The sequence below is a fragment of the Geomonas subterranea genome, from assembly GCF_019063845.1.
Classification (GTDB): domain Bacteria; phylum Desulfobacterota; class Desulfuromonadia; order Geobacterales; family Geobacteraceae; genus Geomonas; species Geomonas subterranea.
On record NZ_CP077683.1, the window covers coordinates 4,678,602 to 4,703,183 of the forward strand.

At 63.6% G+C, this 24,582-nt stretch carries 17 protein-coding genes; 6 read left to right on the plus strand and 11 right to left on the minus strand.

Translation table 11 applies throughout. The features are described 5' to 3' along the window. Nucleotides 1-12: 12 nt before the first annotated feature. From KP001_RS20410 to KP001_RS20420, 3 genes are all read right to left on the minus strand, one after another. Nucleotides 13-2,508, minus strand: coding sequence for a hypothetical protein (locus KP001_RS20410; protein WP_217287347.1), 2,496 nt, complete (start codon nt 2,506-2,508; stop codon nt 13-15). A 26-nt stretch (nt 2,509-2,534) separates the two neighbouring features. After that, nucleotides 2,535-3,896 carry an OmpP1/FadL family transporter gene (locus KP001_RS20415; RefSeq protein WP_217287348.1) on the minus strand — a complete coding sequence of 454 codons (1,362 nt, stop codon included), beginning with the start codon at nt 3,894-3,896 and terminating at the stop codon, nt 2,535-2,537. A 209-nt stretch (nt 3,897-4,105) separates the two neighbouring features. Then, nucleotides 4,106-4,369, minus strand: a complete 264-nt coding sequence (locus KP001_RS20420; RefSeq protein ID WP_217287349.1) for a hypothetical protein — start codon at nt 4,367-4,369, stop codon at nt 4,106-4,108. Between the two features lie 274 nt (nt 4,370-4,643). Between KP001_RS20420 and KP001_RS20425 the strand changes: the two genes are divergently transcribed. After that, the gene (locus KP001_RS20425) at nt 4,644-5,219 is read left to right on the plus strand and encodes a class I SAM-dependent methyltransferase (protein WP_217287350.1); all 576 of its coding nucleotides are present in this window, start codon (nt 4,644-4,646) and stop codon (nt 5,217-5,219) included. A 118-nt stretch (nt 5,220-5,337) separates the two neighbouring features. Here the strand turns inward: KP001_RS20425 and ubiE are convergent, their stop codons facing one another. Beyond that, nucleotides 5,338-6,045 carry a bifunctional demethylmenaquinone methyltransferase/2-methoxy-6-polyprenyl-1,4-benzoquinol methylase UbiE gene (gene ubiE, locus KP001_RS20430; protein ID WP_217287351.1) on the minus strand — a complete coding sequence of 236 codons (708 nt, stop codon included), beginning with the start codon at nt 6,043-6,045 and terminating at the stop codon, nt 5,338-5,340. Nucleotides 6,046-6,232: 187 nt separating this feature from the next. Between ubiE and cdaA the strand changes: the two genes are divergently transcribed. The 3 genes from cdaA (at nt 6,233) to KP001_RS20445 (ending at nt 10,305) form a co-directional block, all read left to right on the plus strand. Then, a complete protein-coding gene (gene cdaA, locus KP001_RS20435; protein WP_217287352.1) occupies nt 6,233-7,402 on the plus strand; it encodes a diadenylate cyclase CdaA in 1,170 nt (389 codons plus the stop codon). 128 nt (nt 7,403-7,530) lie between these two features. After that, nucleotides 7,531-8,550 carry a C40 family peptidase gene (locus KP001_RS20440; RefSeq protein WP_217287353.1) on the plus strand — a complete coding sequence of 340 codons (1,020 nt, stop codon included), beginning with the start codon at nt 7,531-7,533 and terminating at the stop codon, nt 8,548-8,550. Between the two features lie 63 nt (nt 8,551-8,613). After that, nucleotides 8,614-10,305, plus strand: coding sequence for a B12-binding domain-containing radical SAM protein (locus tag KP001_RS20445; protein ID WP_217287354.1), 1,692 nt, complete (start codon nt 8,614-8,616; stop codon nt 10,303-10,305). A gap of 148 nt (nt 10,306-10,453) precedes the next feature. Here KP001_RS20445 and KP001_RS20450 read toward each other — a convergent pair whose 3' ends face one another. From KP001_RS20450 to KP001_RS20475, 6 genes are all read right to left on the minus strand, one after another. Continuing rightward, nucleotides 10,454-10,873, minus strand: coding sequence for a hypothetical protein (locus KP001_RS20450; protein WP_217287355.1), 420 nt, complete (start codon nt 10,871-10,873; stop codon nt 10,454-10,456). A 113-nt stretch (nt 10,874-10,986) separates the two neighbouring features. Next, nucleotides 10,987-14,163 (minus strand): DUF3971 domain-containing protein, encoded by a 3,177-nt coding sequence (locus tag KP001_RS20455; RefSeq protein ID WP_217287356.1) that lies wholly within the window; start codon nt 14,161-14,163, stop codon nt 10,987-10,989. Nucleotides 14,164-14,382: 219 nt separating this feature from the next. After that, complete coding sequence (locus KP001_RS20460; protein ID WP_217287357.1) at nt 14,383-16,605, minus strand: sensor histidine kinase; 2,223 nt, start codon at nt 16,603-16,605, stop codon at nt 14,383-14,385. Between the two features lie 161 nt (nt 16,606-16,766). Next, nucleotides 16,767-17,684, minus strand: coding sequence for a UDP-3-O-acyl-N-acetylglucosamine deacetylase (gene lpxC, locus KP001_RS20465; RefSeq protein WP_217287358.1), 918 nt, complete (start codon nt 17,682-17,684; stop codon nt 16,767-16,769). Nucleotides 17,685-17,876: 192 nt separating this feature from the next. Continuing rightward, nucleotides 17,877-19,562, minus strand: coding sequence for an ABC1 kinase family protein (locus KP001_RS20470; protein ID WP_217287359.1), 1,686 nt, complete (start codon nt 19,560-19,562; stop codon nt 17,877-17,879). Beyond that, nucleotides 19,550-19,882, minus strand: coding sequence for a phasin family protein (locus KP001_RS20475; protein WP_217287360.1), 333 nt, complete (start codon nt 19,880-19,882; stop codon nt 19,550-19,552). The genes KP001_RS20470 and KP001_RS20475 overlap by 13 nt, the downstream gene beginning before the upstream one ends. 155 nt (nt 19,883-20,037) lie before the next feature. On the opposite strand from KP001_RS20475, the gene KP001_RS20480 reads away from it, so the two are divergent. Both KP001_RS20480 and msrA read left to right on the plus strand, forming a co-directional pair. Further along, nucleotides 20,038-21,825 (plus strand): GspE/PulE family protein, encoded by a 1,788-nt coding sequence (locus KP001_RS20480; protein WP_217287361.1) that lies wholly within the window; start codon nt 20,038-20,040, stop codon nt 21,823-21,825. Nucleotides 21,826-21,863: 38 nt separating this feature from the next. Next, the gene (gene msrA, locus KP001_RS20485) at nt 21,864-22,418 is read left to right on the plus strand and encodes a peptide-methionine (S)-S-oxide reductase MsrA (RefSeq protein ID WP_217287362.1); all 555 of its coding nucleotides are present in this window, start codon (nt 21,864-21,866) and stop codon (nt 22,416-22,418) included. Between the two features lie 16 nt (nt 22,419-22,434). On the opposite strand, the gene KP001_RS20490 is transcribed toward msrA, so the two are convergent. Beyond that, complete coding sequence (locus KP001_RS20490) at nt 22,435-24,573, minus strand: hybrid sensor histidine kinase/response regulator (protein ID WP_217287363.1); 2,139 nt, start codon at nt 24,571-24,573, stop codon at nt 22,435-22,437. Nucleotides 24,574-24,582: the final 9 nt, after the last annotated feature.

Consider the following 24,582-nt stretch of genomic DNA (forward strand, 5'->3'; position numbering starts at 1 on the left):
GGCCCGGCTGGATCATGACGGAGAGGCGAAGAGCCGCGATGCCGGCGCCGGGATCACCCGGTAGGGGGGCAGGGACGGCAGGGCGCGGCGCACTTTGGGGAGCGAGGCGGAGACGACGGCGGGATCGATCACCAATCCGGTGCGGACGAAGTAGGCCATCTGCCGCTGCCCCAAGAGGAAGCTCTGCGGCGAGGTGACCGGGTCGATGAGGAAGCCGTGGCTCACGTCGGGCTGGTCGAACTGGAAGTACCCTTCGCGCGGCCCGGCCGCGGCGGCATCTCCGGCGGCGGGAGCGACCTTCGGTACCACGGCGCCGCCGGAAACGGTCATCATGAAGGGGGCGGGAACCCGGCCGGAGAGACAGCTCAACTGGTCGAAGCCCGGCGCCACCGCGAGCGCCTCCGGGGTGCCCAGGACGCCGCGCCCACCCAGGGCGTTGCCGAGGTAGCGGGTGCTCCAGTTGGGAATGACCAGGTCGCCGTTGGTCGGGCGCCCGTTGGCGTCAAAGGTCGTGCTGGTAGCCTCCTGTATCAGCACCCTGCCGGAAAGCCTGGCGGGGAGCACGCTCCCGGTACGCAGGTCGGGGAGGGGGGTGGTCATGGTGGCGGGGTCGACCGGGTCGAAAACCGACTGGGTGAGCTGGAAGAACTTTTCGTAGGTCGGCGTCCCTGAGGTGATCCCGGCGCGGGCGAGGCCGGCGTTGATGCTGGGGCCGAAATCGACGCTGTCACGCAACAGGTAGGCGATGCGCGCGCCGGGGACGCTCAGGAGCCCTTTCATGTCGGCGTCGAGGGAGGACTGGGTGTAGGGAGGGGTGCCCTGCGCCGCGGAGAGGGTGGTGTTGCCGGCCAGGTAGTAGGCCCCGACTATGGAGCCCAGGCTCACGCCCACGTATTTCGGTTTCAGTCCCGGGTTGGGCGCGTTGGCCCCCAGGGGGGTGAACCCCTGCGCCGCGAAGGCGGGGTTGAAGGAGGGGGTTGCCAGCACCAGCTCCAGGCGGTCCAGGTTGAAGGCGGCCTGCTGGACGTTGGTCCGCGCGGCAAGCGGCGCCCCCAGGGCGATGAAGTCCTCTCCCCAGGCGGTGCCGGTGACGTGCCCCGGCACGGCGAGGGCGCCGTGCAGCGGGAGATCGATGGCGACCACCGCGTACCCCGCGGCGGTGAGGGTACCTGCTACGGCGATCGCCTGCTCCTTGCTGCCGTTGATGGCATGCTGGTAGATGGCCAGGGGCCACCCCCCTGCGGGAGGGGTGCCGGCGGGTGCGAAGTAGACGAAGGGGATCTGGCGGTCGCTGTAGTAGAACCCGGTGAGCCTTCCGGTTGCCGCGTCGCGATAGGGTAGCAGCACCGCGCTCGCCGCGCTGTAACTGCCGAAGGCGAGGTGCTGGTTCATGACCGGGTTCCCTCGGGCGACCACGGGGTTCATGGAGATGTCGGCGCTGGCGATGCTTCCGGTCACCACCGCTCCGACGCTTGCCGGCGCTGCAACGGGGATTCCGGTCCCCGCGAGGACTGCGCCCCAGTACGCGGCAGGAGTGAGGGTGCCGGTCACGGTGACCGAGTTGAGCCCGGCGCCGAGCCAACTCTTGCCGGAAAGCCCGCCGGGGAGGTCGCTGCCGGCGGCGAAGGCGCGCAGCGCGCTCTCCACCGGCACCAGGCTCCCCGCCGGGTCCGCCGGATCGGTCGCGATGAAACCTGCCGCGGTGGTGTTGAAGCGTCCGATGAGGGCAATCTGGCTGCGGTTCGACACGCTGCTCACCGATGACGCGGCGGTCAGGTCCTTCATCACCTTGGCGTAGCCTGAGAAGATCACGTTGCCGCTGCCGTCGACGCTGTTCCCCCTGATCTGCTCGAGCGGCGAGAACGGCCCGACCAGGGGAAGGTCCGATTTGAGGGCGGAGAAATAGACCGAACTGCTCACCGAGCCGCCGGTGGCGGCGTCCTTCACCCGGTCGGTGACCAGGTAGAGGTAGCGGCTGCCGGGGAGGAGCGGGAAGGTGGGGAACAGGGCGACGTCACTGCGCCCGGGAGTATAGCTGAAGCCGAAAGCGCCGGTAACGTCGGCGAAGCGCAGCGGGTTGTTCTCGGTCGCGGTGGGCGCCGCCGTGTCGGCCGCTACAAGGAACACCTTGATGTTCGCCGCGTTCACCGTGTCGGGCATAAGCGGGCGGGCGAAACGGAGGTAGATGGGGGCGTTGACGCCGGCCACCGCGTTGCTCCCGCCGACCTCGTAGCGGTTCACGTAGGCGAGCGCCTCCAGCGGGTTCATGGGGCGGTTAGCGGGTCTCAGCCCCACGGCCCCCGTGGCCGGGTCGGCGTACTGGGTGATGGGGTCCCGGGCCGTGGCCGTAGCCAGGACGTTGGGCAGGGGCACTTCCCCGGTGGTGGGGTCGAAAAGGGCGGAATTGGGGCTCACCGATTGGCTCATCCCTGAGTCCGAGCCGCACCCCGCCAGGGTGAGGAGGAAAAACAGCAGGATGCCGAGCAGGCGTAGCAGGTGTCGGGTCATATCGTACCTCCGCAGCCGGGTGCGACTCAGAATTTGAGGTTCAGGTTCGCGGCAAGCAGATAGGCGTCGCTCTTGAAGACGCCGTTTGAGCCGCGCAGGGTGGTCATCTCCTGGTTATGCACCGCACGGTCCACGAAGTGCACCCACATGTAGGCGAGGTCGACGGAGCCGAGCGTGGTCCCTATGCCGGTGCCGACCGAGAAGCTGTGCCGGTCGGCATCGGGGAGCAGCGGGTCCACGGTCTGGTCGGGTACCGGAGATTCGTCGAAGGAGTATCCCGCGCGCAGGGCCAGGCGCGGATTGACGACGTACTGGGCGCCGAACTTGTAGCTCCAGACGTCGCGCCATTTCCTGGGGTCGGGCTGGTTGTTGAACGCGGCGAACTGCGGGGAGTCGAAGTGGAACTCCAGTTTCTCGAAACTGCTCCAGCCGGTACGGGTGGCGTCGAATTCGAGGGTGATGCGATCCGTCGGCCGCCAGGCGATGGCGAGGTCCAAGGTGTCGGGGAGGGTGATGCTGGTCGAGGCGCTGCTGCTGGCGTGCGCCCTGGTGTAGGGGAAAAGGGCGGAGTCCGAAAGGCCGATGGCGCCCATACCCGTCGGCGTCGTCGCCAGGAAATTGGCGTCGCCGGTGATGTCGAGGGTGATCTTGCTGCGGTAGGCGAGGCCGAAGCTCAGGTCCCGGCGCGGCTTCCACAAAAGCCCGAGGTTGTACCCCATATAGATCGCGGTCCCGTTCAGGCCGAGCGATCCCACCTCGTAGGCCCCGAAAGGGGGTGCCGGCGCGGTGGGATCGATGACCGGGGAGTAGAGCGACTTTTGCAGCGATACCATTGCGTAGGTGATGTCGATCCCAGCTGCGACCCCCAGGTTGAGGGCGTCGACACGGTAGGCCACCGTGGGCTGGAAGTTGATCGGCTTGATCGACGCGATCTGCACCTGGTTACGGAAGACGCTGGAGTCATCCCAGGATTTCGACAGCGGGTAGGTCGCGTTGACGCCGAGGCCGAAGGAGAGGGGGAGGTTCTCCAGGGCATAGCTCGCATAGAGGGTGGGAGCTATGACGATGTCGCGCCTGGAATGTTCGGTGACCACCGCCGTCCCGGTATCCAGAGGCGGAGTGCCGGAAAGTGGCGTGGTGCCGTGAAAGTCGGTCTGGGGCACCAGGATCCCCAGTGCCCCGAGGCTCACCTGGATCCCGGGAAGAAAGGCGATACCCGCCGGGTTGAAGTACAAGGCGCTCGCGTCGTCGGCCTGGGCGGCGAAGGCGTTCCCCATCCCCATGGCCTTGGCTCCCTGCTCGCTGACCTTGAAGCCGGCGCCGTGACACACGCCGGAGAGCCCCGGGAGGGCGCAGAGGAGCAGAACGGAGACCAGCCACTTTCTCATTGGTTTCCCCCCTGCCGATCCTGCTGATATCCTGCCGGAGCCCGCCTTGCCGCAGGTGGCAAAGTCGCGTCAGCAGGAGGATTTTGGCCCGGAGGAGCAGCGCGCCGCGGAGCTGTCGCTTGCATGTGAACCCCAGGGGATCGGCAATAATTAGTGTCTGCTAATCCTACCGTCCATGAGGTCGAAGTCAAGCGAAGGGGGAAAGGTGCTCAATGCACGGTCTTTTCCTTTATCATACCTTCCAGCATCCGGCGCAGGGCGTCCTCCTCGACGAAGCAGAACAGAGCGCTGTCGCCGAAGGCGACCTCCACCGCCCCCCTTTTCTTTTTGAGGGTGACCTCCACTTCGTGCACGCCGTTGCCCAAGAGTCCGTGGTAGACCTGCAGGAAGGATTTTCCCGTGCGGAGTGCCTCCTTGCCCCGCATCTCGAAGTAAACCGCTTGGTCCAGCGCATCGTTGGTAAGGTAGATCATGGTGCACCTCCTGTTTTTCTACAGGAAACCACAGCCGAGCGACAGAATGTGTCGCAATTGTCGCGACCGCCGGATGCGCCGAGGTGGCAGGTGAATGCAGCGTTGTTGAAGTGAAAAGGGGACAGGCTACTTTTTGCTATGCCTCGCTTCGACTGTGCGGCTGAGTGAAGGGCTTCCCAGTCCCTCCCGGCGGGCGTGGAAAGGCTTGACAAGTGCTGCGAAAATGGGGAATTTGTGCTCGGCCTTTCAAGAAAAGGCAGGGGAGGGTGAGGGCATGGAATCCGATCGCATCAAATGGGACCAGCGTTACAGCGGCCCCGAGCATTTCTTCTCGCAGAGCCCCTCGCGGTTGCTGGCCGACACCCTGGAGCGCATCATGTCCCTGGTCCCGGGGCGGCGGTCGCTCGACCTCGCGTGCGGCGAGGGGCGCAACAGCATCTACCTCGCGCAGCATGGTTTCATCGCGACCGGCGTGGACATCTCGCCGCGGGGGCTGGAGCGCGCCAGGAGGCGGGCTGCCGAGGTCGGGGTGGCGGTGGAGTTCATCGAGGCGGACCTGGACTGCTGGCGTCCCCAGGGGGAGTACCACCTGATCCTCAACTTCAACTTCCTGATGCGGGAGCTGATCCCGTCGCTCATGGAGGCGCTCGTCCCGGGGGGGGTGCTCCTCATGGAGACCATACTGGACGCGCCGGGAATGCCGGGAGAGCACCGCAAGGATTTCCTGCTGCAACCGGGGGAGTTGGGGCGGATTTTCGCGGGGTATGGGGGGAGGATCCTGCTTCTGGAGGAAGAGCTCGACGCCCCGGAGATGCCGGTGGCGAGGATCATGTTTCAAAAGCAGGTTTAGGCCGCGGCATGGGACGTCTGAAATCCCCTGCGGGACGCCTGCGCGTCGGGGAAAAAAGAAAGGCTATGGTAGAAACCATAGCCTTTTTCTCTGCCCTGACCTAAACCCCGGCCTGGTTCTATTTCGTTCCGACGTAGACGGTGGCGATGCCGCCGGTGAGGTCGAAGTGGTGCACCTCTTTGAAGCCGACCTCTTCCATCATCCCCTTGAACACCTCACGCGAGGGAAACTCGAGGACGGAATCGGGAAGGTACTGGTAGGCACTGAACCGGGAGAAGGCACCGCCGATCTTGGGGAGCACCTTCAGGAAGTAGAAGTGGTAGATGTCCTTGAACACCGGCATGGTCGGCGTCGAGAACTCCAGGATCACGATCTTGCCGCCATCCTTGAGCACGCGGCGCATCTCGGTCAGCCCCTTAAGCCGGTCGACGACGTTCCTGATGCCGAAGGAGATGGTGGCGGCGTCGAAGCTGCTGTCCGGGTAGGGGATGTCCTCGCACGGGGCAACCTCGAGCTTGATGCGGCCGGCGTGACGCGACTCCTGCACCTTGACGCGCCCGAGTTCGATCATCTCCGGGGTGAAGTCGATACCGACGATGCTCACGGAAGCAGGGGTCTGGGTGGCTATCTCCAGGGCGACGTCACCGGTGCCGGTCGCGACGTCCAGCACGAGCCCCGGTCCGCGCAGCCCGATCTTGCCCACGGCGAAACGGCGCCAGCGCCGGTCGATGCCCAGCGACAGGAGCCTGTTCAACAGATCGTAGCGCGGAGCGATGCTCCCGAACATGGCGCGGATGCGCTCACCCTTTTCCGACAATGCGTACATATTTTCCTACCTTTTTGACGCCTGAAATGCTATAAATTTTGACCGCTTCCCGCGCCGGGAAGCCTTTTGGCAAGGCTTGATTTTTAGCACAAAGCGCCACGGCTTGCCAGCAAAAAGCGGCCCGCGCCGTTTATAACGCCGCCCGCTTCGAACACCCCGCCCGCGCCGTCGCCCAAGGAGGCACCCGTTGTACCCGCAAATCAGGCCGCAGGATATCGCCGACATACTGATCATGACCTTCCTGGTCTACCAGCTTTACAGCTGGTTCAAGAACTCGAAGGCGCTCCAGGTGGTGCTGGGGCTGTTGTTCCTCGGGGTGCTTTACTTCGTCACCAAGAGTTTCGGCCTGTTCATGACCAGTTGGATCCTTCAGGAGCTGGGGACCGTGCTCCTGGTTCTCCTGATCGTCGTGTTCCAGTCTGAAATACGGCAGGCGCTGTACCGTCTGAGCCTGCTGCGCAACCTCTTCGAGCATCAGGAGAGCGTGGTGCGGGTCGATCTTTTGGAGTTCTCCGCCACGGCCTTCTCGCTCGCTTCGCAGCGCATCGGGGCCCTGGTCGTGTTCCAGCGCGAGGAACTGCTGGACGACCTGATCCTGCACGGCGTCCCGATGGACTCGCTGGTGAGCGGTTCCCTGGTCACCAGTATCTTCATGCCGGGATCGCCGCTGCACGACGGAGCGGTCCTGGTGAAGGACGGCAGGGTCGCGCTCGCCTCCTGTCATCTGCCTCTGTCGGTGAGCGCGGAGGTGCCGCAGCACCTGGGGACCCGCCACCGTGCCGCATTGGGGCTCTCCGAGCGCTCCGACGCGGTCATCGTCGTGGTTTCCGAGGAACGGGGCCAGGTCTCCCTGTCGCTGCAGGGTGACCTCGAGGTGATGGCATCGCAGGCGCAACTGCATGGCCGGCTCACCTCGCTGCTGCAGCCGCTCTCCCGCGAGGAGCAGCGCGTCGGTCTGTTCAAGCGGCTCATCTCCAATTTCTGGCCCAAGGTCGGCATATTCTGCGTCGTCCTGGCGAGCTGGCTCCTGATAACCTACCGGCAGGGTGAGATCCTCACCGTGACCGCGCCGGTCACCTTCCACAATCTCCCCGAGAGCCTTACCCTGACCCGGAGCTACCCGGACGAGGTGGACCTGCAGCTCAAGTCCTTCTCCAACCTGGTCGCCTCCCCGAAGAACCTCGACATCGTGGTGGACCTCGACCTCTCCAAGGCGAAGGAGGGGAACAACAACATCCAGATCAGCAAGGATCTGATCAGGCTCCCCCCCGGCGTGGTGGTGGTGAACATGGACCGCTCCCTGGTGCGGGTTACCGTGGAAAAGAAACAGGCGAAGCTGCCGCCCCGCAAGCGCTGAAACAAGGAAAATCGCCTGGTTGCGTTTGCGGTGCTGCAGAGCGGAGGGCATTAAAGTTGACAGGGGGCGTCTTTTGTTATATAAATCGACGCACCCGCTTTTTTTTCTAAAACAATGAAGGAGGACTCATGATAAAAAGCCTGAAGCTCTTTGCCCTGTGCATCGTCATGCTCTCCATACCTTCGCTCGCCTTCGCCGCAAAGACCCATCGTGTAAAGAAGCACGAAACCTTATACTCACTCGCCAAAAAATATAACGTCACCGTCGAAGAGCTGAAGGCCGCCAACAACCTGGTCGGCAACAGCGTGAAGCCGCGCGTGCTCCTGGTCATCCCTCCCCGCTCCGTATCCGAGGGGAAGAGCGCATCGGCCGCCGACTCCAAGGTGTACAAGGTTAAAAAGAGCGAGACCCTTTCCCGCATCGCCAAGAAGACCGGTGTTTCGGTCGCCGAGCTGAAGAGGTTGAACGGTCTCAGCGGCAGCAGGGTGAAGGCGGGAAAGGTGCTGGTACTTAAGGAGAGCGAACCCGCGGACGAGCCGAAGGTCAAGGTGTCGAGGAAGCTGCAACTGCGTCACCCCGACCTTTTCAACGAGAAGGACTACGAGCAGGGGCTGCAGGAACTCGCCTCGCTCGAGCCTGAGCGTCAGGTCGATCTTTCCAAGAACACCGAACTGAAGGCAGACAGCATCAAGGAACTGAAGAAGTCCGCCTACGGCTTCCTGGGGACCCGTTACCGCTTCGGCGGGAGCTCGCGCTCCGGTATCGACTGCTCCAGCTTCGTGCAGCACGTCTTCAAGGAGCTGGAAGTCTCCCTGCCGCGCACGGCCCGCGAGCAGTTCGAAGTCGGCAACGCCGTGGCTCCGGGCGATCTGCAGAGGGGGGACCTGATCTTCTTCGCCACCTATGCCTCCTATCCTTCCCACGTCGGCATCTACCTCGGCAACAACAAGATGATTCACGCCTCCTCGCGTGACCGCAGGGTGGTGATCTCCTCCCTGAACACTTCCTACTACCGTTCGCGCTTCCTCGGAGCCAAGCGGATCGCCAAGGTCAACCCGGATGTCTTCAAGCTTGACGACCTGATCCTCGGGGTCGAGGAGGACAACTCTGAGAACTCCATGGAAGAGGACGGGCTCACCAGCAACTAGTCTCCGGCACAAGGTACCTTCCACGAATCCGGCCCTCGGGCCGGATTTTTTTATGAGCGCTGCATGAAGATTCTCCTGGCTTACAAATGCCATCCAGAAGGGGCGCGTGACCCGTTCACCTCGCTCTTGCCGGTAGGCCTGCTTTCCCTGAGCGCGGTGCTCAGGGATGCGGGGCACAGTGTGACCCTCGCCAACCTCTCCCGCCTCCCGTGGCCGCAGGTGCGTGTGCTTTTGCACCGGCTCTCGCCAGAGCTGGTCGGCATCTCCCAGTTCACCCACAACCGTTCGGAATCCATTCGCCTGGCCCGTCTTGCCAAGGAAGTCGACCCTTCCTGCTGCGTCGTCCTAGGCGGTCCGCACGCGACCCATTCCTGGCGCGAGCAACTGGAGCGGCACCGTGAGGTGGACGCCATCGTGCTGGGGGAAGGGGAACAGACCCTGCTGGAGCTGGTTGAGGCCCGCACGGACGGGGGGGCGCTGTCGCAGGTGGCCGGGGTCGCCTGCCGTGAAGGCGGGGGGATCCTGCTGGGACCCTCCCGCGCAGCCGTGGCCGATCTGGACCAATTGCCCCTGCCGGCGCACGACCCCGGCGCGACCATCGGCGTCGATCTGCGGCGCCAGCTCGAATTCGTGATCACCTCCCGCGGGTGCCCGGCTAGTTGCCTGTTCTGCTCGTCGCCGCTTTTCTGGGGGCGCGGCGTCCGTTTCCGCTCGCCGGCCTCGGTGGTTGACGAACTGCGGTTTCTGAAGGAACGCTACGGGCTGATCTACTTCTCCTTCCGCGACGACACCTTCACCGCCAACCGTGCTCGCGTGCTGGAGATCTGCCGCCTCATCGAGGAGCAGCGGCTGCACATCCTGTGGAACTGCCAGTCCCGCGTCAACGCGGTGGATCAGGAGATGCTGGTCGCCATGAAACGGGCCGGGTGCGAGTGCGTTCAGTTCGGGGTGGAATCCGGCTCCCCGGAGATGCTCAAGGCGCTGGGGAAGAAGATCCTTCCGGCGGACGTGGAGCGGGCGGCTGCCGCCGTGCGCAAGGCGGGGATCAACCTCTCCGTCTATCTGATCACCGGTATTCCCGGGGAGGACGACGAGGACCTGCAGCAGACCGTGCGCCTGATCGACCGGATCAGGCCCCAGGACGGGCAAGTCTCACCCCTGGTGTACTACCCGGGAACGGAACTGCTGCACGGCGCGGTGCGGCGGCACGAGGTGCCGGCCGATCTCTTCGAGGAAAAGGAGGGGGAGGGGTTCCTGGTACGCCGCGATCCCTTCGTGGAGCGCTCGCGCCAGTCCATACTGAAGGCGCTGCAAAAGGCCGGCAAAAAGGGGCGCTTCAGCCGTGCCGATTTCGTCGCGCAGCGGGAACTGGTGGGCTACTGCTTCGTGACCGAGCTGCTGCAGGCGGAAACCCTGGAGCAGGAGGGGGACTGGGAGGGGGCCGTCAGGCTCTGCAAGGGGATGACGCGGCAGGAGCCGGATAACCCGTGGGGGTGGCTGCAGTTGGCGGGCTTGCAGGAGCGGGGGGGCGACCTCGAGGGCGCAGCGCGCTCCTACCGGAAGCTCGCGCAGTTGGTTCCCAACCATCTCCCGGCTTTCGTGGCCCTGGGAGAGCTGGCCCTGGCGCAGGGGGATCGTGCTGCGGCGGCGCGCCACTACCAACGGGCCCTGGAACTCGACCCCGCTGACGAGGCGGCCCTCGATGGTGCCGCCCAGGCGGGCGTGGGGCGCGGGAAAAGGTCTACCAAGCGCTGAACGTGATCTTGAGTCCTTCCCTTCGACAGGGGAGGCTGGGGCGAGACGAGAACGCGTGGGATCTCTTTGTTTCCCAGGCTGACGAACAATAAAAAAGGCGCCTCCCTTGCGGGGGGCGCCTTTTTATATCCTTGCTGCGGAGGATGGCTTACTTGTTGACAGCCAGGCCCGGTGCGAAGATGATCTTGTCGAAGGTGCGCTTCAGAGTCTTGCTCTGGAAGTTGATCATCGGCGGGGAGTCCGGGAACTCGACGGTGTCGCCGACTTTCACCGGGGTCTGCATTGCTGCAACCCACAGCTTCTCGCCTTTCTCCTCGATCAGGACGTAGGTGTACCCGCCGGAGTCCATGGTCTCGAGGACCTTACCTTTGTGACCTGCGCCCGCCTTCACTTCCTGCGGCTTCAGACCAGCGTGCGGATCGGTACCCGGAGCTGCTGCGGGCATCTGGGATGCGGGGGCTGCAGCCGGTGCCTGCTGTGCAGGTGCCTGCGGAGCTTCTTCTTTCTTCTTGCAGCCGGCAGCTGCCACTGCAACGATTGCCAACAATACGACCAAAGTCTTCTTCACAGTTTCCTCCGTGTTGGATGAAATTAAGGAATTCACAACGGTTAGAAAAAATAGCACAACACTAACGGACTTTACAACTAAAAAAAGTCTGGTATACGCGAGCGCCCGACCGTTTAGCGCCCGATGATAACCTCTCCGGTGTCGGTGATAAGGCGCGCGGGGAGCTCGAAGACCCGTTTGAAGATGTTGAAAACCCCCTTGGCGAGCGATTTAACCGGCACCGCCGTTACCTGGGGGTCCTCGATGCGTCCCTTCGCCTCGAAGTAGGTGGTGATCAGCGATTTGTCCTTTCCCGTCAGTATCCACCCGAATATCGGGATCTTGCTCACCACCTTGTCCACCGTCTGCAGCGGCTGTACCCCGACGTTCAGGTCCAGTTCGTCCCTGACCAGGTCCACTTTCCCCACCGCGGAGATGTTCATCGCGTTACTGTCCACGAACAGGTTCTGCGTCGACGCGACTCCGTTGGTGAAAGCGATGTCCCCGGTGATCTTGTTGAAGGGCATCCCGCCCGAAACCATGTCGGGGAGTTCCCCCTTGAAGAGCTGCGACACGTTCAGGATGGAGAAGATCTTCGAGAGGGTGGAGAACTTCCTGATGCTTCCGCGTTCTATCCTGAGCTTCACGTTCCCCTGGAGGCTCCGCTTGAAATCGGCCGCACTCTCCCCGCGCACGTTCAGGTCGCCCTGCAGCGAGATGGCCCCGGTCACCTCCTGTTTCTTGACCCCCAGCGAGCGCAGGAGCGCTGCGGCCGAGACCTTCTGGACGCTGCAGGTGAGCGCGTGGTGGGCCGGCGCGGTGAGGTCGCTGCGCAGCCTGCCGGTGACCTCACCCTCGAAGGAGCTGAATTCGAAGGGGAGCAGTTGCAGCACGCGGTTCTCGTAGAAGACGCTGGTTCTTAAGTGCTGGAACGGGAAGTCCTTGAATTTCCCCTCGGTCGCGGTGACGTGGGCCCTGACGGTGAGGTGCCCATCCCCTCCGGGGCCGCCGAAGAGCGGCATCAGGTCGTCGGGGTTCAGGTAGGGGGCGGCGACCACCAGCTCCGCCAGCGGGTGCTGCAGGTCCTTGACGCTCCCCTTTACCTGGAGCGAGGTCTTGCCCAGCGAACCGGAGAGCGATGTGATCTGCAGGTTGTCCTTTTGGTAGGTGAGGTTCCCCTGCACCCGCTCCACCCGCACCGGAGCGCCGCCGGTGGCGATCCCCAGGTCGGCGGGATCGACCGAGGGAGAGGTGAAGATGAGCTGCCAGCTGGGATTCTGCACCCCGGTCAGCACCCCCCGCCCGGTGATGCTGGTGGTGCCGAGCCGGACCTGGAGCTGCGAGGTCTCGTAGGTTTCGCCGTTCACCTTCACCGTGCCGTTCACCCCGGTCAGGGGCTTGATCTTCTCCCCGGGCTTAAGCGTGACACCGCTAAGGCCCACGTTGCCGCCCCAGGTGAGCCGGTCCATGTCCGGGCCCGCGGCATGCAGGAGGAGCTGCACCATGCCGGTCGGATGGTACTTCTTCACCATGGGGACCAGCTGCCCCACCTCGGTGCTCTGGAATTGGTTGGTGCGGATCTCCATGCTGACCGGGCCGTCGTATCTGCTGACGGCGGTCGCTGACAGCGAAGCGGGGGGAAGCTGGTAGCGCAGCCCCGTGATGCGGAACTGCTCCTTGTCGAACTCCATGCTGAAGGAGACGCTGTTGGTGCGCCCGGCGGGCTTCGCGACCAGGTCCTTGAAGCTGTAGGAGGCCGTGGTGAGGTCGCTGTCGCCGGAGAGCTTGTAGAGTGAGGTCCCCCCCTCGCCCTTGAGGTTGACGATGCCGTTGGTGGTGAAGGAGCCGATTCCCTTGCCCAGAAGCCAGACCACTTCCGGCTGCCTCGGCTGGACCTTCGCGGTGAAGGGGTACTGGCACGGGTGGTCGAGCGGGTAGTCGGTGATGCGCCCTTCGAGGGTAAGCGGCGAGGTGCCGAAGCGCCCGGTCATCCCCTTGAGGAAGAAGTCCTTCCCCGCAAGCTCCAGCTGGCCTTTTATGCCGGTGAAGACGGGTATGCCGGAGCCGTAATTGACTACCCCGTCCTCGACGTGCGCCTTGATGTAGAGGACGTTGTAGTTCTGCCCCCGCTCCATGTGCAGGATCTGGCTCACCCTCCCGTCCAGGCGTCCCTGGTCCAGCCGGTACACGCCGCCGGTGATTTTCTGCTCGATGAAGTGCGAGGTGTCGTCGACGATGATGCCGTAGGGGATGTACTGGTGGTAGTCGCGCAGGTTGAAACTGTTGCTGCTGGCGGTCGCGGTGATGCGCAGGTCCCCGGAGTGCAGGTCCGAGAGCTTCACCTTGCCGCTCACCTTGAAGCCGTCCAGGTCGGTCTTCACGTGATCGATCTCGAGGTCGCGCTCGGTAAGCTGTAACGAACACGAGCCCTTGAAGGACTTCGGCGTCAGCCTCGCGTGGAACACCTGCGGGTAGTCGAGGTTCATCCTGGTGAAGCGGAAGTCGGTTTTTCCCTTGAACTTGTTCAGATGTCCCTTGAGGTTCGCCTCCAGCTCCAGTTGGCCGGAGAGGCTTTTAAACGGGACGAAGCGGCTGTAGTAGGGCCAGAAGTGGCCGACGTCGATGGGGCCGGTCTTGATCTTGCCGTGAACGGGCATCGAGGTGAACGGCACCCCGGCAGCAGGGATCCCCGCCACCCCGGAGATGTCTATGGGAACCCTGCTCTTCCCGGAAGCGAGCTGGCCGTTGAGCTTGAAGTCGCAATCCCTGCCGCGGGTGATCCGGCTCAGGAACAGGTCCGCATCCGAGAGTTCCGTGACCACCGGCCGCTCCCCGAAGGCGTAATCGGCGAAGTGGATCGTGGCCTTCTTGAGTTCGACGCCGTGGATGCCCGGGGCCTCGCCGCCAGTGGGGGTAAGGAGGTCCGCGATGTTGAACACCCCTTGCCGGTCGCGCCACAGCCTGATGGCCGGGTGATCCAGTTCGATCCGGGAAAGCACCAGTTCGCGGCGCAAAAGGGGGAGGATGGCGATTCTTACCGTGAGCCGGTCGGCGCTGGCGAAATTGGTCGAGCCGTCCTTCTCCTTGATGGTTACCCCGGTGAAGGTGAAGGCCGGGGTGAGCCGCATGGTGAAGGCGCCGGTCTGGTACTGCAGGTCTCGTTTCAGCGAGGCTTTCACCTGTGCCAGGATCTCGGCTTTGTAGGTGTCGAGGTCGAGCAGGCGGGGGATGAGGCTCACGCCCAGGACGATGACGGTCAGTATGGTGGCCAGAAGCGGCAAAAGCCAGGCCCGTATTTTCTTAAGCTGCATATCTTATCTCTGCGGGGCGGGTCAGTCGTGCCGACCCAGCACGCCCTTTCGTTATCAATACCCGAAACATCTTCTTCAGCAGTGCCCGGGCCTTCTGCTAAAACGCCCTCCTCCCCTTGCGGGAGGGGGTACGGGGGTGGCGGAAGGTGCCATCAGCGATGCCGCTGCCGGCTTCACCCACCCCCCGGCCCCCTCCCGTCAAGGGATGGGGGGGAGAGTTCAAGCGTCGGCGGGGAGCTCGATGATGAAGCGGCTCCCCTTGGGGTGGTTCTCTTTGGCACGGATGAAGCCGTGGTGGTCGGAGATGATGGTGTTGACGATGGCAAGGCCCAGGCCGGTGCCGCTCTTTTTCCTGGAGAAGTACGGCTCGAAGAGCCGGGGGCGGTCCTCTGCGGCGATGCCGTGACCGGTATCGGATACGGTGAAGGTGGCCATCTTGAGGGTGCTGTCGTAAGAGGTGGCGAGTTCGATCGCTCCCTCCCCCTCGATGGCGGCCACGGCGTTGTCCAGCAGGTTGATCACCACGCGCTTGATCTGATCACGGTCCAGCATGATGGGGGGCATCTTCTCGTCGGCGTTCAGGGTGAAGCGGATGTGGCGGTGCGCCTCCACGTAGAGGGTGAGCGCCTCCTTGAGGATGTCGTTCAGGTCGTTGGGCTTGGGTACCGAGGCCGGCATGCGGGCGAAGTTGGAGAACTCGTTCACCAGCCCCTTCAGCTCGTCCACCGATTTGATGATCATGGCGGTGCACTGGTCGAAGACCTCTTCCTCCCCCTCGAAACGTGAGAGGTAGCGCTTTCTGAGCCGCTGCGCCGAGAGCTGGATCGGGGTGAGCGGGTTCTTGATCTCGTGGGCGATCCTCCTGGCCACCTCGCGCCAGGCCGCCATCCTCTGCGCCTTGATCAGGGAGGTGAGGTCGTCCAGCACCACCACCATCCCCATGAAGGCGTCGTTCTCGTCCTTGAGGACGGTCAGGTTGGTGAGCAGGGTCAGTTCTCCGTCCCGCATCGGTATGGTCACCTGGCGCACGATGGCGTCGTGCTTGTCGAGCACCATGTCGCGCAAAAGCCCCTTGACGATGTCCAGGTGCTCGGCCTGCAGCACCTCGCGGAAGTTCTTGCCGGTGACCTTGTCGCTGTTGATCAGAAGAAGCTTCTCGGCCGACTTGTTGACCGTGGTGAGCAGGCCACCCTTGTCCACCGAGATGATGCCGGCGGTGACGTTGGCGAGCACCGCCTCCATGTAACGGCGCCGCTGTTCCAGTTCCAGGTTGCTCTTTTGCAGCTCCTCGTTGGTGTGCTGCAGGGCGAGCTGGTTTTCACGCAGGTCCTCGGTCATCCGGTTGAAGGAGGCGATCAGCATGCCGATCTCGTCGCCACCCCCTTCGCCCAGGTGCACGTCCAGGTTCCCCTCGGCCACCTGCCGGGTCGCCTCGGCCAGTTCCTGGATCGGGATGGTGAGGCTGCGGGCCAGGTAGACCCCGAACCAGACCGCGAGGAACACGATCACCATGGTGATCAGGAACAGGGTCAGGATATAGCCGGTGGCGATCGGATGCTTCATGATCTTCAGCTGGCGGAATTCGTGGTAGGAGGCGGAGATCTCCCGCATCTTGGAGACCAGGGAGTAGGGGACGTAGTAGTTGACCACGATGACCCCCACGACGTCCTTGTCGTTGAAGTTGCTCCGGATCGGGACGATGCCGCGGATCAGGTCGGCCTTGCCGATGGCGTTGACCCGGGTCAGCTTCTGTCCGGCGAGCCCCACGTTGATGTCCTCGGACGAGGGGTTGGTGAACTCGCCCATCGGGAGCTTGGGGTTGCCGGCGCGGAAGAGCTCCTCGCGCTGCGCGGAGAACACCTCGACCACCCCCAGGTTGTACTCCTTCTGCTTCTGGCGCACCAGGGCTTTCAGTTGGGGCAGGTTCTCCTCGTTGAGGAGTTTGCGTTCCTTGATCGCCTCGCTGATCTGCTCGCCGTAGTAGAGCGCGTTGGTGGCGGAGGTCTTGTAGTAGACCTGCGCCACCTCCATCGACTCGTTCAGGGATGTTTCCACCTGCTTGTTGAACCAGTTCTGGATGCTGTTGGTGATGAAGCCGGCGGAGACGAAGAAAAGGAGCATGGTCGGCACCAGCGACAGGGTGACGAAGGCGAGCACGAGCTTCGTGCGCAGCTTGGCTCCGGGCGTGTTCTTGCGCCGCTCCAGGAACAGCTTGGTGATGTTCCTGAACACCAGGTACACCAGGAGGATGATGAGCAGGATGATGACGTTGATGATGGCGAAGATGACGATGTTGCTCCCCATCGGCACCTCGGAGGAGAGGCGCGACAGGTGGATCTCGAGGTAGGTGAGGAGCACGATAGAGAGCAGCGACACGCAGACGATGATCGCCTCGCGCTTGCGCTTTCTGATCTCTCCGGCGGGTAATTCGGTACCCTGCATGTACGGGGGGAGCCCCCTTTTGGGTCGGACATCGGCATCTGGCCACTTTATACGAATGGGGCAGCAGTTTCAAGCAGTTCCATGCTGCGCCGGGAACGAAAAAAGCAGCCCCCGGAGGAGCTGCTTCGTGATTTTTCTTAACCTCGACCCTAACCTGCCCGTTACGCCTCCAGCCAGGCCAGTTCCGGCATGGCGAGGTTGAAGGGTGCGTTGAAGGCCTGCGGGGTGAACTCGATCAGGGTGTAGCAGTCCGGGCGCTTCAATATTTCCATGACCAGCTTGTGGTTCAGGTCGTGGCCGGACTTGGTTGCCTTCACGTGGCCGATCAGGCGGTGGCCGGCGAGGGAGAAGTCGCCCACCGAGTCGAGGATCTTGTGGCGCACGAACTCGTCCTGGAACCTGAGCCCTTCGGGATTGAGGACCCCGTTGTCGCCGATGACGACCGCGTTATCCAGCGATCCCCCCAGCGCGAGGCCGTGGGACTTCATCATTTCCACCTCGGCGAGGAAGCCGAAGGTGCGGGCTGCGGCGAACTCGTCGGTGAAGCTGGTCTGGCTGAATTCAAACGAGCGGAACTGGCTCTTCACCGCCGGGTGCGCGAACTGCATGTCGAAGGAGATCTTGTAGTGGCGCGACGGGATGATGGAGGCCTTCTTGTCACCCTCGGTCACGCTGACCGGCTTCTTGATCACCAGGTACTTGCGGGGCTTCTTGGATTCCTTGATTCCCGCCTTGACGATGGCGGCCACGAAGGGGGCGGCGCTGCCGTCCATGATCGGCACCTCGGGTCCGTTGATGTCGACGTGGGCGTTGTCGATGCCGCAGCCGTACAGGGCCGCCATGAGATGCTCTATGGTGGAGACGCTCGCCTCGCCGCGGCCGATGGTGGTGGAGAGCCTGGTGTTGACCACGTTGCTGCCGTGCGCTTCGATGGAGACAGCCGGGGTGAGGTCAACCCTGTGGAAGACGACGCCGGTGCCGGGCTCCGCCGGACGCAGCGTGATGGTGATCGTCTTGCCGGTGTGCAGGCCGATGCCGCTGAAGGTTACCTTGTTGCCCAATGTCTGCTGGAATATCATCTGCGTGCTCCCGATTGTCAGTATGCTTACTATCTAGCAAATAATGAGCCAAATCGGGCGCTACGCTTCTCATTGGAAAAAAGCACGCAGCTTCGGCGTTGTAGACGTTATCGCACCGGGAAGGGGAGCGGCCGGGGGGTGTGGTAAAAATGCCCGTGTGGTGCCTGCGCAACGGGGGGTGTGGCTTTTTTGCTACAGTCTGCCGGAGCGGAGAATGGCGACCATCCACCATACGCCGACGATCCCGGCGCAGCTGTAGCCGAAAAAGGCGAAGGCGGGCAAGCCCCAGAGCATGGGGCCGCGGTTCCCCTGCATGGCGATCGAGGATCCGATCAGAAGCGCCGCGATGATGAGGGAGAGGCAGAGCCGGTTGGCGGAGCGGTCCAGTTCCTTGGAAAAACGGTCCAGGCCGCGGTGCTCCAGGTCGATGCGGAACTTGTTCCGGTTCACCTTGTTCAGGATCTCCCGGACGTCGCGCGGCAGGTTGCGCGCCAGGGTGAGGTAACCCTCGAAACCCTGCTCCACCTCCCGGAACAGGCGGCCGGGGGAGCGCTGCTGACGGAATTCGCGCTCCAGGAAGGGGCGCAGGTGCCCGACCATGTCGAAATCGGGGTCGAGTTTTCTCCCCATCCCTTCGACCACCACGAGCACCTTGACCAGCATGGTCAGGTCGGGGTGCACCTTGATGCGGTGCGTCGAGACCAGGTCGATGAATTCAAGCAGCATGCGCCCGACCTCGATCTCCTTGAGCGGGATCTCGAAGTAGCTGTCCATGAACTCCGCGAGTGCCTTTTTCAGCGCCTGCATGTTGACGGTTTCGGCGGCGTCACCCGCCTCGACGATGACGTAGGCGAGCCCCTCGATGTCCCGGTTGATCACCGCCACCAGGACGTCGGTCAGGTAGCGCTTCACCGCCGGGTCGAGCCGCCCCACCATGCCGAAGTCGAGCAGGCAGATCACGTTCTCCTTCAGGATCAGCACGTTGCCGGGATGGGGGTCGCCGTGGAAGAAGCCGTGCTCCAGCACCATCTTCAGGAAGACCCTGGCGCCGCGTTTGGCGATCTCGCGCCGGTCGAGCCCCGCCGCCTCGATGGCGCAGATGTCGCTCACCTTGATGCCGTCCACGTACTCGGTGGTGAGCACCCCCTTTGAGGTCGCCTCCCAGTAGACCCCGGGGAAGTAGAGGTCCGGGTCACCCTTGAAGTTGTCCCGGATCCTCTCGATGGCGTGTCCCTCCCGGGTCAGGTCCATCTCGCGCCGGATGGTGTAGGAGAATTCGCGCACCACCCCGACCGGGTCGTAGATGTCGCTTCGGGCCATGTGGCGCTCCAGCAAGAGCGCCACCCCCATCAGGATGTCGATGTCCGTCTCCACCGCCTCGACGACTCCCGGGCGGCGCACCTTGACCACCACGTCCTCGCCGGTGATGAGCCGCGCGCGGTGCACCTGCGCGATGGAGGCCCCCGCAATCGCCTCCGGCTCCACGTACAGGAAACGCTGCTCCAGCGGAACCCCGAGCTCGTATTCGATCTGGACCTTGATCTCCTCGAACGGCATGCAGGGGATGTTGTCCTGCAGGTGGGCCAGTTCCTGGACGAAGGAGGCGGGGATGATGTCGGCGCGGGTGGAGAGGAGCTGCCCGAGTTTTATGAAGGTGGTGCCGAGTTCCTCAAGAGCAAGGCGCAGGCGCTCCGGCGGCGTCAGGTGTTCCGCCTTCGGGCTTCGCCGATTGAAGACACGTCGCGAGAAATCGACCACCTGGCCGAGGTTCAGATATTCCAGCAGGTGGCCGAGGCCGTACCCGCCGAGCACGGTGATGATCTGGCGGTAGCGCCGGATGCTCCTGACGTTGCGGTTGATGTTGACTATCCTAAGCACTCATCCTCCGGCTGAGAGGCGACGGTCTCGGCCGCGATTGCTTCAAGGGCCCTGACGCGCCGCTCCAGCCTGTCGAAGTCCTCCCTGGACACCATCCCCATCCGGTCCAGCGCCTTCTTCACCTCGGTCTCGGCGACCTCGGCTGTCTTTTGCTGCCCGGTGCGCGCCATCTCCTGGATCCGGTCCAGGAAGGCACGTCCTTCCTCCTCGCTGATCTTGTAGCGGGACTTCATCTCCTGGATCAGTTCCTCCCCCTTTTTCTGGGTGAGTGCTGCCGCGCCGAGCGCCGTAAGCACCGCCTTCTCGAACAGTTCGAACATGGTACCCCTCCTTTGGCATCTGTAGTGGCACGCCGATTCATAGGCGCCATTTAATGATATCGGCGAGGCGTCCGTTGTCAAACTTGCCACCTCCTTGACATCACTATGTTTCTCGCCGATAATCGCATACTTGTTCCCATTAAAAGGTGTCGGCCATGCAGAAAAAGAAGATGGTCACCATCAAGAACGTCGCTCAGATCCTGCTGCAGCGGGGCCTGATCGACGAGGTGCAGTCCGCGGAGCTGCTCGCCAGGGGGGATGCCCAGGCCCAGCGGCTGGCGGGCGCCCAGCAGGCGGGATACTCCCGGCGGTTGCAGCAGGGGCCGGAAAGACCTTCCCCCGCCGAGATCATCGCCTCCCTGAACCTGGAGATCCCCGGCTCCGGTGGGAAGCTCCTGACCGAAGATGCCATCACCGAGGTGCTTGCCGCCGCGGTGGGGCTTCCCTACCTGAAGATCAACCCGATGAAGCTCGACCTCGAGCTGGTCACCGCCCACATCTCCCGCCCCTTCGCCCTCAGGCACCTGATCGTCCCGGTTGGGTACGCCGACGGTGTGGTGACCCTCGCGGTAGCCGATCCTTTCAACGACGATGTCATCGAGGAGCTGAGGGCCCTGAAGAGGATGGAGTTTCGCCGGGTGCTCGCCTCGCGCAACGACATCCTCAAGATCCTGAGGGAGTTCTTCGGCTTCAGGGCCTCGGTGCAGGCGGCCGAGAGCGAGGTTTCCACGGCGGTGGACCTCGGGAACCTCGAACAGTTCGTGCGGCTGAAGAGCGGACACGAGATCGAGGGGACCGACCGCAACATCATCTCCGCCGTGGACTTCCTCTTGCAGTACGCCTTCGACCAGCGGGCGAGCGACATCCACATCGAGCCCAAGCGCGAGAAGTCGCTGGTGCGCCTGCGGGTGGACGGGGTGCTGCACAACGTCCACGTGGTGCCCAAGCAGCTGCATCCCCCCATCGTCTCCCGCATCAAGATGCTCTCCCGCATGGACCTGGCAGAGAAGAGACGCCCCCAGGACGGCAGGATCAAGACCAGCCACCAGGGGCGCGAGGTCGAGCTGCGCGTCTCCACCCTGCCGGTCGCCTTCGGCGAGAAGGTGGTGATCAGGATCTTCGACCCGGACGTCCTGATGCAGGACCTGGACTCGATCGGCTTCTATCCGCGCGAGTACCAGCTCTACAGTTCCTTCCTGCGCCGACCCAACGGCATCATCCTTGTCACCGGCCCCACGGGGAGCGGCAAGACCACCACGCTCTACTCGTCGCTTAGGACCCTCTCCTCGCCTGAGGTCAACATCGTCACCGTCGAGGACCCCATCGAGATGGTGATGGAGGAGTTCAACCAGGTGGGGGTGCAGGCCGGCATAGGGGTCACCTTCGACAAGGTGCTCAGGAACGTACTCAGGCAGGATCCGGACATCATCATGGTGGGGGAGATACGGGACAAGGAGACCGCCGAGAACGCGGTGCAGGCGGCCCTCACCGGGCACCTGGTGCTTTCCACGCTGCACACAAACGACGCCCCCTCCTCGGTGACCCGCCTGATCGACCTGGGGGTGCCTTCGTTTCTGATCTCATCCACGGTAATCGGCATCATCGCCCAGAGGCTGTTGCGCAGGATCTGTCCCGCCTGCAAGCGGGAGAGCCAGTTGAGTGCGGAGGAGCTGGAGTACCTGGGGCTGAAGCGTCCGGTTCCGGTATGGTCCGGTGAGGGGTGCGCCGAATGTCGCGGCACCGGCTACAAGGGGAGGACCGGGATTTTCGAGGTGCTGGACGTGAACGAAGCCATCAAGGCCGTGATCGGCGAGCGGGTCGACCTGGCCGGGTTGCAGGCCGTCGCCCGGAAAGACGGCCTTGTGACGCTGCGCGAACAGGCGGTGCGGAAGATGCTGGAAGGAATCACCACCTACGAGGAAGTCATCGCGGTCACCGGGTGACCTGTCTGACCTGCCTGCTGGCGCCAAGGGAGGAAACCATGAAAAACAGTGCCACCGGAACCGCCACCCAAACCGCCATCTTCGCCGGTGGCTGCTTCTGGTGCATGGAGCCGGTCTTCGACAAGATGCCCGGGGTGCTCTCGGTGCTCCCCGGGTACACCGGCGGCAGCACGCCGAACCCCAGTTACCGCGAGGTCTGCGAGGGGGAAACAGGCCACGTCGAGGCGGTGCGAATCATCTTCGACCCGGCACAGGTGAGCTACCGTGAGCTGCTGCAAGTTTTCTGGCGCAACATCGACCCCACCACCAAAAACCGCCAGTTTTGCGACTACGGCAGCCAGTACCAGACCGCCATCTTCTACCTGGACGAGGAACAGAAACGGCAGGCGGAGGAGACACGCGACGAAGCGGGGCGCGCAAACCTCGCGGGTGCCGCCGTTGTCACCGAAATCCGGCCGGCTTCGGAATTCTACCCGGCCGAGGAGTACCACCGCCAGTACTACAAGAAGGAGCCCTACCATTACCAGCGCTACCACGACGGGTGCGGCCGCAATTGGAGATTGAAGGAGCTGTGGGGGAGGGAGACGGAGTAGCCGGAAGGGGCGCCGGTCAGTGCCTGGACAGCACCCGCTCCAATGCCTGTTGCAGTTCGTCGCAGCGGTAGGGCTTGACCACGGCGGCGCAGAAGCCGTAGTCGGCATGTTCCGCCATGACGGGATCGTTGGAATAGCCGCTCGAGACGATGAGCCTCGCGCCCGGATCCAGCGCCAGGATCTGCTGCGCCGCCTCCTTGCCACCCATGCCGGCCGGAATGGTGAGGTCCATTATCGCGACCGCGAAAGGTTTCCCCTGCTGGGCCGCCTCACGGTACAGCCGCACCGCCTCCTCGCCGTCGGCGCAGGTCACTACCTGGTATCCAAGGTACTGCAGCATGTCCCGCGTCAGCGTCCTGATCGCCTCCTCGTCGTCCATGACCAGCACCGTTCCTTCCCCCGGCTTCCCCGGACGTTCCGGCTGCTGCGGCGCCTCTTCCGGCGCGGCTTCACCGACGGAGGGGAGGTAGAAGGTGAGGGTGGTCCCTGCACCGGGGGTGGAAGCCACCTCGACCCTGCCGCCATGTTTGATGACGATGGAGTGCACCGAGGCGAGCCCCAGTCCGCTCCCCCCGGGCTTGGTGCTGTAGTAGGGATCGAAGATGAACTTCTGATCCTCGTACGGAATGCCGCACCCCTGGTCGATGAAGGATACCTTGACGTAGTTCCCCGCGGGGAGCCCCAGTTCGTTGTTGGCGTGAAGGGGTGCATTCTCCGCGTTCACGGTCAGCACCCCCCCTCCCGGCATCGCCTGGCACGCGTTGATGACGACGTTGCTGAAGGCCTGGTTCATCTGCCCTTCGTCTGCCTCTATGGCGTGCAGATCCTCCTGGATGTTCAGCCGGGTCTGCACCTTGGTGCCGTGCAGGGACAGGGAGAGGGATTCCTGCAGGAGCTTTCCCAGCGGGATCACCTTCTTGATGGGCTGTCCTCCCTTGGAGAAGGTCAGCAGTTGGTGCGCCAGTTCGGCGGCGCGCTGCGACGCCTTCCCTGCGTTCTTCACCGCTCCCTGCGCCGGGTGGTCCGGGTCGAGCAGCAGTTCGGCGAAGGAGAGGTTCCCCAGGATTCCGGTGAGGATGTTGTTGAAGTCGTGGGCGATGCCGCCGGCGAGGACCCCGAGCGATTCCAGCTTCTGGGCCTTCAGCACTTCTTGTTGCATCGCCTCCCACTTGGTGATGTCGGTCAGGGTGAACAGTATGCGGTGGTGAACCAGGCGGGTGTTCAGGATGATGTGCTTGGAGGAGCCGTCGACGCAGGAGATCTTCGCCTCCTGCGGAGTGACCGGGACGCCGCTCTCCGGCGTTGTGCCGATCTCTTCGCGCCAGAGCGCCAGGACCTGGTCCCGGTAGGCGCGATCGGGAAGGGCGCGTTCCATCAGCTCTTCCAGGGTCGGGTGATCCCCGGAGACATAGCCCAGCCAGTCGTTGACGTAGCTGTTGAGGTACTGGATCCTGCCGCTCTCGTCGGCCCATCCCACCCCTGCCGGCATCTCCTCCATCAGGACCTGGAGGATCTCCTCGTTTTGCCGCAGCGCCTCCTCGATCTCCTGGCGCGCCGTGACGTCGCGCACCAGGACGATGATGCGGTCGCTGCCGCCGATGTCGGCCCGGCGCAGACTCACCTCGGACCAGAACAGCGACCCATCCTTTTTCCTGCTGCGCCACCGCACCGTCATCGGGGGACCCGACGCCGCCATTTTTAAAAGAAGGAGCGCGTCCTCCTCGGTGTAGGGGGGCTCCCCCAGGCTCAAGTCCCCGACGGTGAGCCCCCGGGCCTCCTCCGGGGTATAGCCGAACATCTCGCACATGGTGCGGTTCACGTCGACCAGCGCGCCGGTGGCGGCGTCATGGATGAAAAGCGCGTCGTTGACGCTGTGGTAGATGGCCTGGAAGCGCGCCTCGCTCTCCTCGAGCTTGGTCACCGACTCCGCCAGCCGCCGCGCGAAACGCCAGATGAGCTGGTAGAGCAGCGCGGAGGTGACCATGATGAACATGAGCCCCTTGTAGACCTCGATCTGCTCCGCGATGTGGCGGTCGGAAACCAGCCAGATCAGGGCGTAGCCGGAGAGATAGATCCAGGCGCTGCCGAAAAGGGCGTAGACCCCGACGATCTTGTTGATCTCGCGTCTTTGGTTTTGTTTCGATGCTGCCCGCATGCGTGCTCC